17 protein-coding genes are annotated in these 13667 nt (G+C 75.8%); 11 read left to right on the top strand and 6 right to left on the bottom strand.

The features are described from left to right. Positions 1-4: 4 nt before the first annotated feature. Entirely contained in the window at positions 5-655 is a 651-nt protein-coding gene (locus tag ACI79I_RS04745; RefSeq protein ID WP_456991125.1) for an O-methyltransferase, read from the bottom strand. Positions 656-990: 335 nt separating this feature from the next. Between ACI79I_RS04745 and sigE the strand changes: the two genes are divergently transcribed. From sigE to ACI79I_RS04725, 4 genes are all read left to right on the top strand, one after another. Beyond that, positions 991-1608, top strand: a complete 618-nt coding sequence (sigE, locus tag ACI79I_RS04740; protein ID WP_456991124.1) for an RNA polymerase sigma factor SigE — start codon at positions 991-993, stop codon at positions 1606-1608. Beyond that, positions 1605-2180 (top strand): anti-sigma factor family protein, encoded by a 576-nt coding sequence (locus ACI79I_RS04735; protein ID WP_456991123.1) that lies wholly within the window; start codon positions 1605-1607, stop codon positions 2178-2180. Before sigE ends, ACI79I_RS04735 begins: the two co-directional genes overlap by 4 nt. Before the next feature lie 107 nt (positions 2181-2287). Continuing rightward, positions 2288-3805 (top strand): S1C family serine protease, encoded by a 1518-nt coding sequence (locus ACI79I_RS04730; RefSeq protein ID WP_456991122.1) that lies wholly within the window; start codon positions 2288-2290, stop codon positions 3803-3805. Positions 3806-3902: 97 nt separating this feature from the next. Continuing rightward, positions 3903-4292, top strand: coding sequence for a twin-arginine translocase TatA/TatE family subunit (locus ACI79I_RS04725; protein WP_456991121.1), 390 nt, complete (start codon positions 3903-3905; stop codon positions 4290-4292). A gap of 199 nt (positions 4293-4491) precedes the next feature. Here the strand turns inward: ACI79I_RS04725 and ACI79I_RS04720 are convergent, their stop codons facing one another. Beyond that, entirely contained in the window at positions 4492-5643 is a 1152-nt protein-coding gene (locus ACI79I_RS04720) for an Mrp/NBP35 family ATP-binding protein (RefSeq protein ID WP_456991120.1), read from the bottom strand. Positions 5644-5820: 177 nt separating this feature from the next. Here ACI79I_RS04720 and ACI79I_RS04715 point away from each other — a divergent pair, with 177 nt between their 5' ends. Both ACI79I_RS04715 and ACI79I_RS04710 read left to right on the top strand, forming a co-directional pair. Next, positions 5821-6522: an AzlC family ABC transporter permease gene (locus tag ACI79I_RS04715; RefSeq protein ID WP_456991119.1), complete on the top strand. Its 702-nt coding sequence runs from the start codon at positions 5821-5823 to the stop codon at positions 6520-6522. Continuing rightward, positions 6519-6836, top strand: coding sequence for an AzlD domain-containing protein (locus tag ACI79I_RS04710; protein ID WP_456991118.1), 318 nt, complete (start codon positions 6519-6521; stop codon positions 6834-6836). Before ACI79I_RS04715 ends, ACI79I_RS04710 begins: the two co-directional genes overlap by 4 nt. A gap of 7 nt (positions 6837-6843) precedes the next feature. On the opposite strand, the gene ACI79I_RS04705 is transcribed toward ACI79I_RS04710, so the two are convergent. Beyond that, entirely contained in the window at positions 6844-7332 is a 489-nt protein-coding gene (locus tag ACI79I_RS04705) for a methylated-DNA--[protein]-cysteine S-methyltransferase (RefSeq protein WP_456991117.1), read from the bottom strand. Between the two features lie 78 nt (positions 7333-7410). On the opposite strand from ACI79I_RS04705, the gene ACI79I_RS04700 reads away from it, so the two are divergent. Continuing rightward, on the top strand, positions 7411-8055 hold the full coding sequence (locus ACI79I_RS04700) for a DUF6518 family protein (RefSeq protein WP_456991116.1): 645 nt from the start codon (positions 7411-7413) through the stop codon (positions 8053-8055). Positions 8056-8063: 8 nt separating this feature from the next. Here ACI79I_RS04700 and ACI79I_RS04695 read toward each other — a convergent pair whose 3' ends face one another. Both ACI79I_RS04695 and ACI79I_RS04690 read right to left on the bottom strand, forming a co-directional pair. Next, the gene (locus ACI79I_RS04695) at positions 8064-8609 is read right to left on the bottom strand and encodes a DUF1003 domain-containing protein (protein WP_456991115.1); all 546 of its coding nucleotides are present in this window, start codon (positions 8607-8609) and stop codon (positions 8064-8066) included. Continuing rightward, positions 8587-9825 (bottom strand): magnesium transporter MgtE N-terminal domain-containing protein, encoded by a 1239-nt coding sequence (locus tag ACI79I_RS04690; RefSeq protein ID WP_456991114.1) that lies wholly within the window; start codon positions 9823-9825, stop codon positions 8587-8589. Before ACI79I_RS04690 ends, ACI79I_RS04695 begins: the two co-directional genes overlap by 23 nt. 101 nt (positions 9826-9926) lie before the next feature. Here ACI79I_RS04690 and ACI79I_RS04685 point away from each other — a divergent pair, with 101 nt between their 5' ends. The 4 genes from ACI79I_RS04685 to ACI79I_RS04670 all read left to right on the top strand — a co-directional run bounded on the left by ACI79I_RS04685 (position 9927) and on the right by ACI79I_RS04670 (position 13251). Then, entirely contained in the window at positions 9927-10802 is an 876-nt protein-coding gene (locus ACI79I_RS04685; protein WP_456991113.1) for a PhzF family phenazine biosynthesis protein, read from the top strand. Positions 10803-10909: 107 nt separating this feature from the next. Further along, positions 10910-11770 (top strand): DMT family transporter, encoded by an 861-nt coding sequence (locus ACI79I_RS04680; RefSeq protein WP_456991112.1) that lies wholly within the window; start codon positions 10910-10912, stop codon positions 11768-11770. An 85-nt stretch (positions 11771-11855) separates the two neighbouring features. Then, on the top strand, positions 11856-12809 hold the full coding sequence (locus ACI79I_RS04675; RefSeq protein ID WP_456991111.1) for an HpcH/HpaI aldolase/citrate lyase family protein: 954 nt from the start codon (positions 11856-11858) through the stop codon (positions 12807-12809). 247 nt (positions 12810-13056) lie between these two features. Then, positions 13057-13251 (top strand): hypothetical protein, encoded by a 195-nt coding sequence (locus ACI79I_RS04670; RefSeq protein WP_456991110.1) that lies wholly within the window; start codon positions 13057-13059, stop codon positions 13249-13251. A gap of 9 nt (positions 13252-13260) precedes the next feature. Here ACI79I_RS04670 and ACI79I_RS04665 read toward each other — a convergent pair whose 3' ends face one another. Next, positions 13261-13650 (bottom strand): DUF4190 domain-containing protein, encoded by a 390-nt coding sequence (locus tag ACI79I_RS04665; protein ID WP_456991109.1) that lies wholly within the window; start codon positions 13648-13650, stop codon positions 13261-13263. Between the last annotated feature and the right edge of the window lie 17 nt (positions 13651-13667).

The raw sequence follows: 13667 nt of genomic DNA, 5'->3' as shown, positions 1-13667 counted from the left end.
CCGGTCAGCGACGCCGGGTGGCCACGAGCAGGCCCGCCCCGATGGGGAGGACGGCGGAGGTGAGGTCGTCGTGCTCGCGGATGGCCCGGGACAGCTCGCGCCAGGTGACCGTCTGCTCGTCGCGCGCGGTGCGGTCGGCGATGCGGCCACCCTCGAGCAGCCCGTGGCAGGCGACCGTGCCGCCCACCCGCACCAGGTCCAGCACGGCGGCCAGGTGCGGGGCGTACTCGGTCGGCGCCCCCGCGCAGACCACCATGTCGTAGGCGCCCGGGGAGAGCCGGGGGAGCACCTCGGCCGGGGTGCCGAAGATCATCCGGGTGCGGCCGGGCGGGTGGCCGGCCTCGGCGAACGCCCGGCGCGCGGCCCGCAGCTGCTCGGGCTCGCCGTCCAGGGCGGTGAGCAGGCCGTCGGGGCGCATGCCCTCGAGCAGCCACAGCCCGACGACGCCGGCGCCGCTGCCGATGTTGACCACCGCGCGGGCTCCGCCGCTCGCGGCCAGGACGGCCAGCGTGGCGCCGACGGCCGGCTCCACCGGCGGCAGGCCGCCGAGCCGGACCGCGCGGGACCGGGCCGCCGCCAGCGCGGGGGTCTCGGTCGCGAAGCGGTCGGCGTACGCGGCGCCGTCCCTCCCCGGCCTCGGTCCCTCGGTGCTCACTGCTCGACTCCGGACTCGTTCCGCTGCTCGGGCCGGTGCCGCGCCGACTGCCGGCTCCGCTCGCCGGCGCCCGCTGCGCTGCCCGCTCCCCGCCGCCGGCCGCGTGGCTGCGATGCTCGCCGGCCCGCCGTCCCCGCGACGCTCATCACCGGGCGAGGGTAGTGGCCTGCCGCCCCGCGGCCGCCCGCGACCGGCGAGCTGTGAGCTCCCTGTGAACGGGAACACCACCCGACCGCCGGCCCGTTGGACCGGTCGTGCCCCGCAAGCGAGCCGGAACCGATCGACCCACCGACGTCGGGGGGTCGGGATCGGCGTCGGTCTGCGATCCTGGGACCGTGAGCGACGCCGTCCCCGCCTCGTCGGCACCGGGCCCGGACGCGCCCGCCGCCGGTGCCGAGGCCTGGGTGGCGCCGACGTGGGAGCAGGTCGTGCGCGAGCACTCCGCCCGGGTCTACCGGCTGGCCTACCGGCTGTCGGGCAACCCGCAGGACGCCGAGGACCTCACCCAGGAGACGTTCGTGCGGGTGTTCCGCTCGCTGGCGGACTTCTCACCGGGCACCTTCGAGGGCTGGCTGCACCGGATCACCACCAACCTGTTCCTGGACATGGTGCGGCGCCGGCAGCGGATCCGGTTCGACGCGCTGCCGGAGGACACCGAGCGGCTGCCCGGCACCGCGCCCAGCCCCGAGCAGGTCTACGCCGACACCCACCTGGACCCGCAGGTGCAGGCGGCGCTGGACGCGCTGTCGCCGGAGTTCCGGGTGGCGGTCGTGCTGTGTGACATCGAGGGACTGACCTACGAGGAGATCGCGGCGACCCTGGGCATCAAGCTGGGCACCGTGCGCAGCCGCATCCACCGCGGCCGCGTCCAGCTGCGCGAGGCCCTCGCCCACCTGGCTCCGCGCCGGCCGGGGGTCCCCGCCAGCGGTGTCGTCGAGGGGAGCGCGGGGTGAACATCCCGGAGAGCCACCTGGCCCAGGAGGCCATCACCGCCCTGGTGGACGGCGAGCTCGGCGGCGGCCCGGCCGCCCGCGCGGCCCGCCACCTGGCCGGCTGCGCGCAGTGCCGGATGGCGGTCCAGGCCCAGCGGGAGGCCAAGGAGGCGCTGCACGACTCCTCCGACGTCGCCGTCCCCGGTGACCTGCTCTCCCGCCTGCGGGCGATCCCGTTCACGGCCGACGTCCCGGGTGGGGGCATGGGCGCGCTCAGCGCCGGCCCGGACCAGCTGACGATCCGCGGCACCACCGGGTCCTGGGCCGTGCCGCTGGACCCGCCGGCCCGCTCCGAGCGTCCCGGCCAGGCGCGCTGGCTGCGGCGGGGCGTCGCCGGTGCCCTGGCCGGCCTCGGTCTCGGGGTGACCGCGCTGGCGTTCACCCTGCCCACCGGCGGCGCCGCCGAGGACGCCTCGCCGCCGGCGTCGGTGGCCGGTCCCTCGCCGGAGGAGCGCACCGAGATCGTGCCGCCGGTGGTCCGGGCCATCACCGTCGGCCGGGCGTCCGCCGGCACCCCGGGTGGAACGCCCTGAACAGCCGCACCGAACCACCGTCCGGGGAGGACCCGCTGCCCGAGAACCCGCAGACCCCGGACGAGTCGCGGCCCCCGGCCGGCGCCTCCGCGGAGGAGGGCGCTCCCGTGCCGGACGAGGCCTTCGCGCGGCCACGGGAGGGCGTCGGTCCCTTCGACCCGCCGCCGGCCCGCACCGCCCCGGCCGTCGTCCCGACCCCGGCTCCCCACCCCGCGCAGCAGGCCGCGTTCGGTCGCCCGGCCGCGGTCTCCGGGAGCTTCGCCGGCGACCGGCCCACCCCGCCACCGCCCCCGGCGCTGCCGCCGCCGCCCGAGGCGGTGCTGCGCGCCTTCGCCCCGCCCGGCCCCGGCCGGCGCGGGCTGCAGGAGCCGCCCGGCGGCCGCCCCGGTCGCCGGCGCACGTCCCCGGGCCCGTGGTGGAAGGCCGATGCCCGCTCCGACCCCTGGCGGGACCCGCACGCGCCGGCCGCTCTGACCGGGCCGGCGGTCTTCGAGGAGGAGGCCGAGCAGGCCGGCCCGCTCGTCGTCGACCCTCGCGGCCGCCGGAAGCTGCGGTTGCGGGACCTCTCCGTCCGGCTCTCGGTGCTCGTGGTGCTCGCCGTGCTGCTGGTCGGCGCCGTCGGCGGCGCCGCCGGCTACCTGCTGACCCGCACCGCCGACGAGACGCCGCTGCTGGCGCCGGGCACCCAGCTCAACGAGACCGACGAGGGCATCGCCCGCGAGCCCGGCTCGGTCTCCGACATCGCCGAGCGGGTGACCCCCACGGTGGTGTCGGTCGAGGTGCGCCTCGGGGAGGCCGGCGCCACCGGCTCGGGCGTGGTCATCGACGGCGAGAACGGCTACATCGTGACCAACAACCACGTCATCTCCGGCGCCGACGGCGTCGAGGGCGCCGAGATCCGCGCGGTGTTCTCCGACGGCAGCGGCTCCGCGGCCCGCATCGTCGGCCGCGACCCGGCCAGCGACATCGCCGTCCTCAAGGTCGAGAAGCCGGGGCTGGTCACCGCCGCGCTGGGCAGCTCGGACTCCGTGGTGGTCGGGGACCCGGTGGTGGCGATCGGGTCGCCGCTGGGCCTGGCCAGCACGGTGACCAGCGGGATCGTCAGCGCCCTCGACCGCCCGGTCCGGCTGTCGGGGGAGGGCAGCGACACCAACGCGGTGATCAGCGCCGTCCAGACCGACGCGCCGATCAACCCCGGCAACTCCGGCGGCGCGCTGGTCAACGGCGCCGGTGAGGTCATCGGGATCAACACCGCCATCGCCTCGCTCGGCGGCGGCAGCGTCGGGCTGGGCTTCGCCATCCCGATCGACACCGCCCGCGACATCGCCGAGCAGCTCATCAGCACGGGTGAGGCGGTGCACGCCTCGCTCGGCGTGAACGCCCGCTCGGTCACCGACGGCACCCGCGACGGCGCCCTCGTCGTCAACGTGGAACCGGGCAGCGGCGCGGCGAACGCCGGCATCCGCGAGCAGGACGTCATCATCGCCGTCGAGGACCGGCCGGTCGGCAGCTCCGAGGAGCTGGTCGTCGCCATCGACGCCCACGAGCCGGGGCAGACCGTCACCGTCGAGCTGGTCCGGGGTGGCTCGTCGACGACGGTCGAGGCGACCCTCGACACCGCCTGAGGGGGATCCCCCCGGATCGGGGCGCTGACCCGGGGGGCGCTGCGGCCTACGCTGGGAGGCCGCGGCGGTCCGGGTCCGCGGGGAAGGGGAGCAGCGCGTGTTCGACTCGATCGGCTGGGGCGAGATCGTCGTCCTCGCGCTGGCCGCGCTGTTCATCTTCGGGCCGGAGCGGCTGCCCCACCTGGCCAAGGACGCCGCCAGCGGGCTGAAGAAGGTCCGCGAGGCGATCACCGGCGTCCGCGCCCAGGTCGACGAGTCGCTGGGCGACGACCTCGCCAAGCTGCGGGACCTCGACCTGCGCCAGTACCACCCCAAGACCTTCATCCGGAACCAGCTGCTCGCCGACGACGACGGGCCCACCACCCGCCGGGGCAGCGCCACCGGCTCGGCCGGGCTGGCCGCGACCGGGGGAGCGGTGACCGCCCGCAACGCCGTCCGCACCCGGGACGCGGCGACCCCGCCACCGTTCGACCCCGACGCGACCTGAGCTGCCGCCGCGACCGGTTGCCGTCCCCTGACCGGACTGCCGGCGTTCCTCGCGCACCGCGGGTGCTGCAGGACCGGCACAGGGCGAGGAACGCCCGCACTGCCGCCAGGATCGGGTCGCTGCCACGGCGGTGGACCACCGCAGGAGCACGCGCCAGAGGCCGGTCCCCGGGTGGGGGACCGGCCTCTGTCGGATCAGGTCAGCGGCGGACCGGCGTGAGACCGAGCGACATGCCGGACAGCCCGCGCTGGCGGGTGGCCAGCCCGTCGGCGATGGCGGCGAGCGCCCGCGCCGCGGCGGACCCCGGGTCGGCGAGCACGACCGGGGCACCGGCGTCGCCGGCCTCGCGGACCCGGGTGTCGAGCGGGATCTGGCCGAGGAGCGGGACGCGGGCGCCCAGCGTGCGGGTCAGCGCGTCGGACACCGTCTCCCCGCCGCCGGAGCCGAAGACCTCCATGCGGGAGCCGTCGGGCAGGTCCAGCCAGGACATGTTCTCGATGACGCCGACCACCTGCTGGTGGGTCTGGGTCGCGATCGCGCCGGCCCGCTCGGCCACCTCGGCGGCGGCCAGCTGCGGGGTCGTCACGACGAGGATCTCGGCGTTGGGCAGGAGCTGGGCGATGGAGATCGCGACGTCACCGGTGCCGGGCGGCAGGTCCAGCAGCAGGACGTCGAGGTCGCCCCACCACACGTCGGCGAGGAACTGCTGCAGGGCGCGGTGCAGCATCGGCCCGCGCCACACCACGGGGGTGTTGCCCGGGGTGAACATGCCGATCGAGATGACCTTCACGCCGTAGGCCTGCGGCGGCATGATCATGTTGTCGACCTGGGTCGGCTTGTCGTCGACCCCGAGCATCCGCGGCACCGAGTGGCCGTAGATGTCGGCGTCCACGACGCCCACCGACAGCCCGCGCTTGGCCAGGGCCGCGGCCAGGTTCACCGTGACGCTGGACTTGCCGACGCCGCCCTTGCCCGAGGCGACGGCGTACACGCGGGTCAGCGAGCCGGGCTGGGCGAACGGGATGACCGGGTCGGCGGCGTCGGTGCCGCGGACGGTGCGGCGCAGTTCGGCGCGCTGCTCGTCGCTCATCACGTCCAGGCCGACCCGCACCGAGGTGACGCCGGGGACGGCGGAGACCGCCTGGGTCACCCGGTTGGTGATGGTCTCGCGCATCGGGCAGCCGGAGACGGTCAGGTAGACCTCGACGTGGACGGTGCCGTCGGCGTCGATCCGCACGTCCTTGACCATGCCCAGGTCGGTCAGCGGGCGGTTGATCTCCGGGTCCTGGACGGTGGCCAGAGCGGCGTTGACGGCGTCGAGGGCCGGCGCGCCGGTCAGCTGGTCGGACATGGTGTTCGTCTGTCTCCTTCGACGGGGGGACCCGGGCCGGACCGCCGAGGACGGCGGCGACCTGCGCACACGGGTCTCCTGCCACTGTACGGCGGTCGCAGCGGCCGACCGGCGCTCGCCGGGGTGATCCGGTACGCACCCCCCGGGGGCGTCGGACCCGGTGGTTAGCCTCCGTCCGTGCCCACCGACCGCTCCGCCACCCTGCGCGACGCGGTCGGGCTGGGGTTGGCGGTCGGGCTGTACGGGGTGGCCTTCGGCGCCGCCGCCGACGCCGCGGGGCTGGACCTCTGGCAGGCGATGACCATGTCCCTGGTGATGTTCACCGGGGCCTCGCAGTTCGCGCTGGTCGGCGTCCTGGGGGCCGGTGGGGGCGCCGCCGCGGCCGTCGGCAGCGCGCTGCTGCTGGGGACCCGCAACACCGTCTACGGCGTCCGGCTGGTGCCGCTGCTGCGCCCACGCGGGGTGGTCCGGCGGGTCTCCGCGGCGCACTGGGTCATCGACGAGACGACGGCGCTGGCGATCGCCGCCCCGGACCGGGGGCTGGCCCGGCTGGCCTTCCTCGCCGGCGGCGCGACGATCTTCGTGGTCTGGAACCTCACGACGGTGGTGGGCTCCCTCGGCGCGGCCGCGCTCAGCGGTCCGGCGCTGGCCGCTCTCGACGCCGTCGTCCCCGCGGCGTTCCTGGCGCTGCTCTGGCCGCGGCTGCAGCACACCTTCCCCGAGGCGAGGGTGCAGCGCCGGGTGGCCGCCGGGGGTGCGGTGGTGGCGCTGGCCCTCACCCCCGTCGTCCCGGCGGGGGTGCAGGTGATCGCCGCGGTGGTGGCCGTCGCCCTGGCCGGCCGGCCGCGCCCGACGAGCGCCAGCGAGGGGAGCCCGTGACCGGGACCGCGCTGTGGGTGACCGTCCTGGCCGGCTCGCTGGGGTGCTACCTGCTCAAGCTCGCCGGGCTGTCGGTGCCCGCGGCCTGGGTGGAGCAGCCCTGGGTGGCGCGGGTGGTCGACTTCGTCCCCGCGGCCCTGCTGGCGGCGCTGGTCGCGGTCCAGACGCTGACCAGCGACGGCCGGATCGTGGTCGACGGGCGGCTGGCCGGGCTCGCGGTCGCCGCACTGGCGCTGGCCCTGCGCGCGCCGTTCATCGTCGTCCTCGTGCTCGCGGGGGCCGCCGGAGCGCTGGTCCACGTCCTCACCGGCTGACCCCGGGTCAGAACAGCCGCTGGCCGCGCTGCTCGAGGTCGAGCAGCAGCCGCTTGCGGTGCAGCCCGCCACCGAAGCCGACCAGGCTCCCGTCGGCGCCGACCACCCGGTGGCACGGGACGACGACAGGCAGCGGGTTGCGCCCGCAGGCCGCGCCCACCGCCTGGGCGAGCGTCCGGTCGCCGAGCCGCGTGGCGAGGGAGCCGTAGCTGCGGGTCTCGCCGTAGGGGATCTCCGCCATGAGCCGCCAGACGGCCAGCTGGAGGTCGTTGCCGGACGGCCGCAGCGCGAGGTCGAACGCGGTGCGGTCGCCGGAGAAGTACTCCTCGAGCTGCCGGACGACGTCGGTGAACCCGGCGTCGTCCCGGGCCCCGAGCACGGCGGGGTCGAGAGGCCGGCCGGGCAGGTCCATGAACAGCGCCACCAGTGCGCCGTCCTCGGCCACGGGCGTCAGCGGGCCGATCGGCGACCCGGTGACGGTGTGCGTGCGCGTCACGGCGTCATCGTGCCGCGGGGGGACGACAGGACGGCGGGTCGGTGGTGCTGGCCGCCGGTACTCGTCGATCATGCGGCGGTGACCGCGACCCGCAGCGAGCCTGCCGTCACCCCGCGCGCGCTGGAGTGGGCCGTGCTGTCCGGCCTGCTGGCCGGCGTCGTCGCGAAGGCCGCCGACGAGTCGGTGCTGCGCTGGGCCGCCGACCTCGGCACCTACCCGGCCGCGTGGGTGCTCGCGGTGGCGGTGATCGGCCGGGCGGCGCCGACGGTGGCCGCGGCCGCGGTCCGGCCAGCGGTCTTCTTCGCCGCGATGAGCGTGGCGTACTACGCGTGGGCGGCGCTGGTCCTCGGGTTCGGGTGGAGCCGGCTGCTGGTCGCCTGGCTGCTGCTCTCGGCGACGGCCGTCCCGGCCACGGCCGTGGGCGCGTGGTGGGCCACCCGCCGGGACGGGGTGCTGCCGGGCGCGGTCATGGCGCTCACCGCCGGCGTGGTCCTCGCGGGGGGAGAGGCGGCCGCGCTCCTCTGGACGCTCACCGGTGGCGCCGGACCGGGCGCCGGCACCCTGCACCCGGTCCAGGGTGTGGTGGACGTCGTCGGCGCCGTGCTCCTGGTCGCCGTCCTGCCGCGGTCGGGCCGCACTCGGCTGTGGGCCCTGGTCCTGCTCGCCCCGGCGACCTGGCTGGCCGGCCGGGGCCTGGACGTCCTGGGACAGCTGCTCGGCTGAGACGGGCCTCAGCCGGTCGCCTCGCGGGCCGCGGCCTCCCGCTTCTTCCGGGCCTTGCGCTCCCGCCGCTCGGCGTCCTCGGCGTTCTCCTCGGTCAGCCGGCTGAGCTCGCCGCGGATGAAGTCCCGGGTCGCGAGCTCACCGATGGCGACCCGCAGTGCGGCCAGCTCGCGGGCCAGGTACTCGGTGTCGGCGCGGGTGGTCGCCGCCCGCGCGCGGTCCTCCTCGGCCTGCACGCGGTCGCGGTCGGCCTGCCGGTTCTGGGCCAGCAGGATCAGCGGCGCGGCGTAGGCGGCCTGGGTGGAGAAGGCGAGGTTCAGCAGGATGAACGGGTAGGGGTCCCACTGCAGCCGGACGGCGAAGACGTTGAGCGCGATCCAGACGGTCACGATCACCGTCTGGACGGCGAGGAAGCGGCCGGTGCCCAGGAAGCGGGCGATGGCCTCGGCGAACCGGCCGACCGCGTCGGGGTCCAGCCGCAGGAACCCGCCGAAGCCGCGGGCGCCCCGCGGGACGTCGAGCCGCCGTCCCTCAGCCACGGCGGGCCCGCTCACGCCAGTCGTCGGGCAGCAGGTGGTCGAGGACGTCGTCCACGCTGACCGCGCCCACCAGCCGGCCCTGGGGGTCGACGACCGGTGCCGCGACCAGGTTGTAGGTCGCGAAGTAGCGGGTCACCTCGGCCAGCGGCGCCTCCGGCCGGAGCGGCTCCATGTCGTCGAGGACCCCGCTGACCAGGGTGGACGGCGGCTCGCGGAGCAGCCGCTGGATGTGTGCCAGGCCCAGGTACCGGCCGGTCGGGGTGGCCGACGGCGGACGGCAGACGTAGACCTGGCTGGCCAGCGCGGGGGAGAGCTCGGGCTCGCGGACCCGGGCCAGCGCCTCGGCGATCGTGGCGTCGGGGGTCAGGATCACCGGCTCGCTGGTCATGATGCCGCCGGCGGTGTCCTCGGAGTACTGCAGCAACTGGCGCACCGGCTCGGCCTCGTCGGGCTCCATCAGCTCCAGCAGCCGGTTGCGGTCGACGTTGGACAGCTCGGCCAGCAGGTCGGCGGCGTCGTCGGGGTCCATCACCTCGAGCACGTCGGCCGCTCGGCTCTCCTCGAGGGTGCCCAGGATGGTGATCTGGTCGGCCTCGGGCAGCTCCCCGAGCACGTCGGCCAGCCGCTCGTCGTCCAGCGCCTCGGCGACCTCGTGCCGCCGCTTGATCGGCAGGTCCTGCAGCGCGTGGGCGAGGTCGGCGGCGTTGAGCTCGCGGTAGGTCGCGATGAGGGTCTCGGCGCCCTGCCCGGTCTCGGGCAGGGCCAGGCCGGTGACCTCGTCCCAGTTGAGCTGGTGCAGCTGCCCCCGGCGGCCGAGCCGGCCCGGCTCCTGCACGGCGAGCTTGGAGAGCACCCAGTCAGCGGTGCGGGTCTGCTCCATGCCGGCGTCGACGACGTGCGCGGGCCGGCCGGACTCGGCGATCTGCACCCGCCGGTCGAGCAGCTCGCCGAGGACGAGGGTCTCCCCGCGGCGCTGCTCGAAGCGCTTGAGGTTCAGCGTCCCCGAGCCGAGCACCACCGAGCCCGGGTCCAGGGCGGTGACCCGGCCCATCGGCACGAAGATCCGGCGGCGGGCCACGACCTCGACGACCAGGCCGAGGACCCGCGGCGGTGCGGTGCCGACGCGCAGCGCCACGACGACGTCCCGGACCTTGCCGACGCGGTCGCCGTTGGGGTCGAAGACGGGCATCCCCGCGAGCCGGGACACGTAGGCCCTGGTCACCGTGGTCATGGCACCTCCTCGCCGGCGCTCGTCCGCCCCGAGCCGGGCATGCTGGATCGGCCGGTGACCTCGCGGCTCGGTCACCGACCGCTGAGGCTACCGTCGGGGGCGTGTCGTCCCCCGGAGCCGAGCTCGAGTACGAGGTCGTCGACGTCTTCGCCCCCCGCGCCTTCGCCGGCAACCCGCTGGCCGTGGTGTTCGACGCGGACGGGTTGAGCACCGAGCAGTGCCAGGCGCTGGCCAACGAGTTCCACCTCTCGGAGACCTCGTTCCTGTGCGCGCCCAGCGAGGGCTCCGGTGCCGACTACCGGGTGCGGATCTTCACCCCGTACGCCGAGCTGCCCTTCGCGGGCCACCCGAGCGTCGGTGCGGCGCACACGCTGGTGCGCGCCGGGCGGCTGGCCGAGGGCACGCTGCGCCAGGAGTGCGGCGCCGGGGTCCTGGACGTGGTGGTCGAGGCGGACGGCGCGACGCTCTCCGGCGGCCGACCCACGCTGGAGGACGGCCCGGCACCCGGGGTGCTCGCCGAGGCGGTGGGGCTGTCGGCCGCCGACGCGGTGGGGGTGCCGGCGCACGTCGCCGGGTGCGGCCTGCCGTTCACCTACCTCGCGGTGCGCCGCGAGGTCGTCGACGACGCCGCGCCCGTCCCCGCGCTGCTCGGCGAGCTCGGGGTCGGCGAGGGGGTCTCGGTGCTGTCGTGGGACGCCGCGACCTCCACCGCGTACGCGCGGGTGTTCGCCAACGACCTGGCGTGGGGGGAGGACCCGGCGACCGGCTCGGCGGCCCTGGGCGCCGGGGTCTGGCTGGTCGCGACCGGGCTGCTGGCCCCCGAGGGGACGTCGTCCTACGTCGTCCGGCAGGGGGAGGCGATGGGCCGGCCGTCGGTGCTGGCCTGCACCGTCACCGCCTCGGGCGGCCGCGCGGTCGGGGCGACCGTCCAGGGCGCGGTGGCGCCGGTCGCGCGCGGCCGGATCCGGGTGCCTTGAGGGAGGACCCCCTTCCCTCTCCCGCCCGGCAGGAGGTCCGGACAACCCCGGGCGGGGCCTCCGGCGCCTGGGCGGTCCACCGGCCGGGCGGCCGGGACGTCGGCATCATGGCCGTCGCGGTCGTCGGCATCTCCCTCTCCGCGCCGCTGACCACGCTGCTGGCCGCGCCGATGCTCGCGCTGGCGTTCTGGCGCAACGTGGGCGGCGCCGCGGCGCTGTTCCCGGTCCTGCTCCTGCGCGAGCGCGCGCAGCTCTCCGGGCTGCGGCCGCGCGACCTCGGCAGCTCCGTCGTCGCCGGGCTGTTCCTCGCCGCGCACTTCGCCGCCTGGCTGCCGAGCCTGTCCATGACGACCGTGGCCGCCTCCACGGCGCTGGTCACCACCACCCCCATCTGGACGGCGCTGGCCGCCCGCCTCAGCGGGGTGCGGTTGTCCGCGGCGATCTGGTGGGGACTGGTGCTCGCCGTGCTCGGCGTCGCCCTGATCGCCGGGGTGGACGTCACCGTCAGCCTGCGGGCGCTGGCCGGCGACGGGCTGGCCCTGCTGGGGGCGATCTGCGCCGGCGGGTACGTGCTGGCCGGGGCGCGGGCGCGGCAGCGGCTGTCCACGTCGGCCTACGCGGTCGTCTGCTACTCCGTGTGCGCGGCGACGGTCGCCGTCGCGGCCGTCGTCGCCGGGGTGCCGCTCGAGGGCTTCGCCGCTCGGGACTGGCTGCTGATCGCCGCGATCACGTTCTGCGCCCAGCTGCTCGGGCACACGCTGCTCAACCTGGTGCTCTCCTCGGTCGGCCCGACGATGGTCAGCCTGGTGGTGCTCCTCGAGGTGCCGGGCGCACTGCTGTTCGCCCTGGTGCTGCTCGGCCAGGTGCCGCCGCTGCTGGCGCTGCCCGGGGTGCTGCTCGTCGTCCTCGGGGTGGCGCTGGTGGTGCGGGCCAGCCGGCCGGAGACCCTGGTCGAGCCCGCGACCTGAGCCACCTGCGGCCTGGCTACCCTCCGAGGACCGAACCGACCCCAGCCGTGTTGTCCGCCCACCCCACCATCCCGACGGAGGCACCGTGGCCGAGCTCCGATCCCGTCGTTCCAACCTCGCCGTGCCGGGCAGCAACCCCCGGTTCCTGGAGAAGGCGAAGGGCCTGGGGGCCGACCAGGTGTTCCTGGACCTGGAGGACGCCTGCGCGCCGCTGGCCAAGCCGGGGGCGCGGAAGAACATCGTCGCGGCGCTCAACGAGGGCGGCTGGGGCGAGAAGATCCGCACGGTCCGGGTCAACGACTGGACGACGGAGTGGACCTACCGCGACGTGGTCGAGGTCGTGGAGGGCGCCGGCGCGAACCTCGACTGCATCATGCTGCCCAAGGTCGTCGACGCGGCCCAGGTGCAGGCGCTGGACCTGCTGCTCACCCAGGTCGAGAAGGCCAACGGCCTCGAGGTCGGCCGGATCGGCATCGAGGCGCAGATCGAGAACGCCCAGGGCCTGATCAACGTCAACGCGATCGCGTTCGCCAGCCCGCGGATCGAGACGATCATCTTCGGGCCCGCCGACTTCATGGCCAGCATCAACATGAAGTCGCTGGTCGTCGGCGCCCTGCACCCGGACTACGCCGGCGACCCGTTCCACTACATCCTGATGCAGATCCTCATGGCCGCTCGCGCCCGCGGCGTGCAGGCCATCGACGGCCCGTTCCTGCAGGTCCGCGACGTCGACGCGTTCCGCGAGGTCGCCAAGCGCTCGGCGGTGCTCGGCTTCGACGGCAAGTGGGTGCTGCACCCGGGCCAGATCGACGCGGCCAACGAGATCTACGCGCCCTCCCAGGAGGACTACGACCACGCCGAGCTCATCCTCGACGCCTACGAGTGGCACACCTCCGAGGCTGGCGGTGCCAGGGGTTCGGCCATGCTCGGCGACGAGATGATCGACGAGGCCAGCCGCAAGATGGCGCTGGTCATCGCGGGCAAGGGGCGCGCCGCCGGCATGCGGCGGACGTCGTCGTTCACCCCGCCGGAGAGCTGAGCGCCCCGACGACGCGCGCCGGGGGCGCTCCCGCTGAAGTCCGGAGGCGCTCCCGGCGGCGTCGCGAGACGCTCCGGCGGCGCGGCGTAGTCCCACGGGGACGGCGGGGAGCCCTCCGGTCACTCGGGGTCACGGAACGGCGACCCTCCCCGTACGCCGGGACGAACTCCTCTGCCGTCTCCGACGGTCGTCCCGGAACCGTGTCGGTACCGGAACGGGAGCGGGGCTGTGCCGACGGAGGTGGGAGATGGCGGGCAACGTGTTCGCGGCCACCAGCCAGGACGCCGAGCGGTTGCTCCGGAGTTCCGGTGGCAGGCCCACGATCCAGATCGTCTTCGACATCGCTGAGGACGTCACCAGCATCCAGAGCGCCGGACTCGACGGTGCCGACGTCGTGCGGTTCCTGATCGCACTCGGCAGGAGCCTCGAGCGAGACGCCTGACCGACCGCCTCAGGGGCCGAAGGAGACGCTCGACAGTGACGCGAGCGCGACGAACCACAGCACGATGCCGAGCACCACCAGCGCGCAGGCGATCGCCCCGACGATGATGCCGGCGAGGGCCAGGCCGTCGCCCTCCTCGCCGGTCTCCCGGATCTGCCGGCGCGCCGCGATGCCGAGGACCAGCCCGGCCGGGGCGAAGACGAAGGCCATGACCAGCGCCAGGATGGCGAGGGTGTTGGTGGGGCGCCGGTAGAACCCGGGCGGAGGTCCGTAGCCGTAGCCCGGCGGCGGCCCGTAGCCGGGGGCGGGACCGTACCCGGGCGGGCCGTAGCCCGGCGGGGGCGGTGGAGGCGCCGGCGGGGGGTCGCCCCGGTACAGCCCGTCGTCCGTGGTGCTCATCGTGTCCTCTCGTCGCG

The sequence above is a fragment of the Geodermatophilus sp. SYSU D01105 genome (assembly GCF_054050095.1).
Note: the sequence above shows the minus strand (reverse complement) of the source record. Positions and strands in the feature narration are given on the sequence as shown.

Coding starts and splice junctions, on each gene's coding strand:
- ACI79I_RS04665 (WP_456991109.1), bottom strand. CDS start 13,650: ATGAGCACCACGGACGACGGGCTGTACCGGGGCGACCCCCCGCCGGCG.
- ACI79I_RS04720 (WP_456991120.1), bottom strand. CDS start 5,643: ATGTCCGACCAGCTGACCGGCGCGCCGGCCCTCGACGCCGTCAACGCC.
- ACI79I_RS04690 (WP_456991114.1), bottom strand. CDS start 9,825: ATGACCACGGTGACCAGGGCCTACGTGTCCCGGCTCGCGGGGATGCCC.
- ACI79I_RS04680 (WP_456991112.1), top strand. CDS start 10,910: ATGGCCGTCGCGGTCGTCGGCATCTCCCTCTCCGCGCCGCTGACCACG.
- ACI79I_RS04670 (WP_456991110.1), top strand. CDS start 13,057: ATGGCGGGCAACGTGTTCGCGGCCACCAGCCAGGACGCCGAGCGGTTG.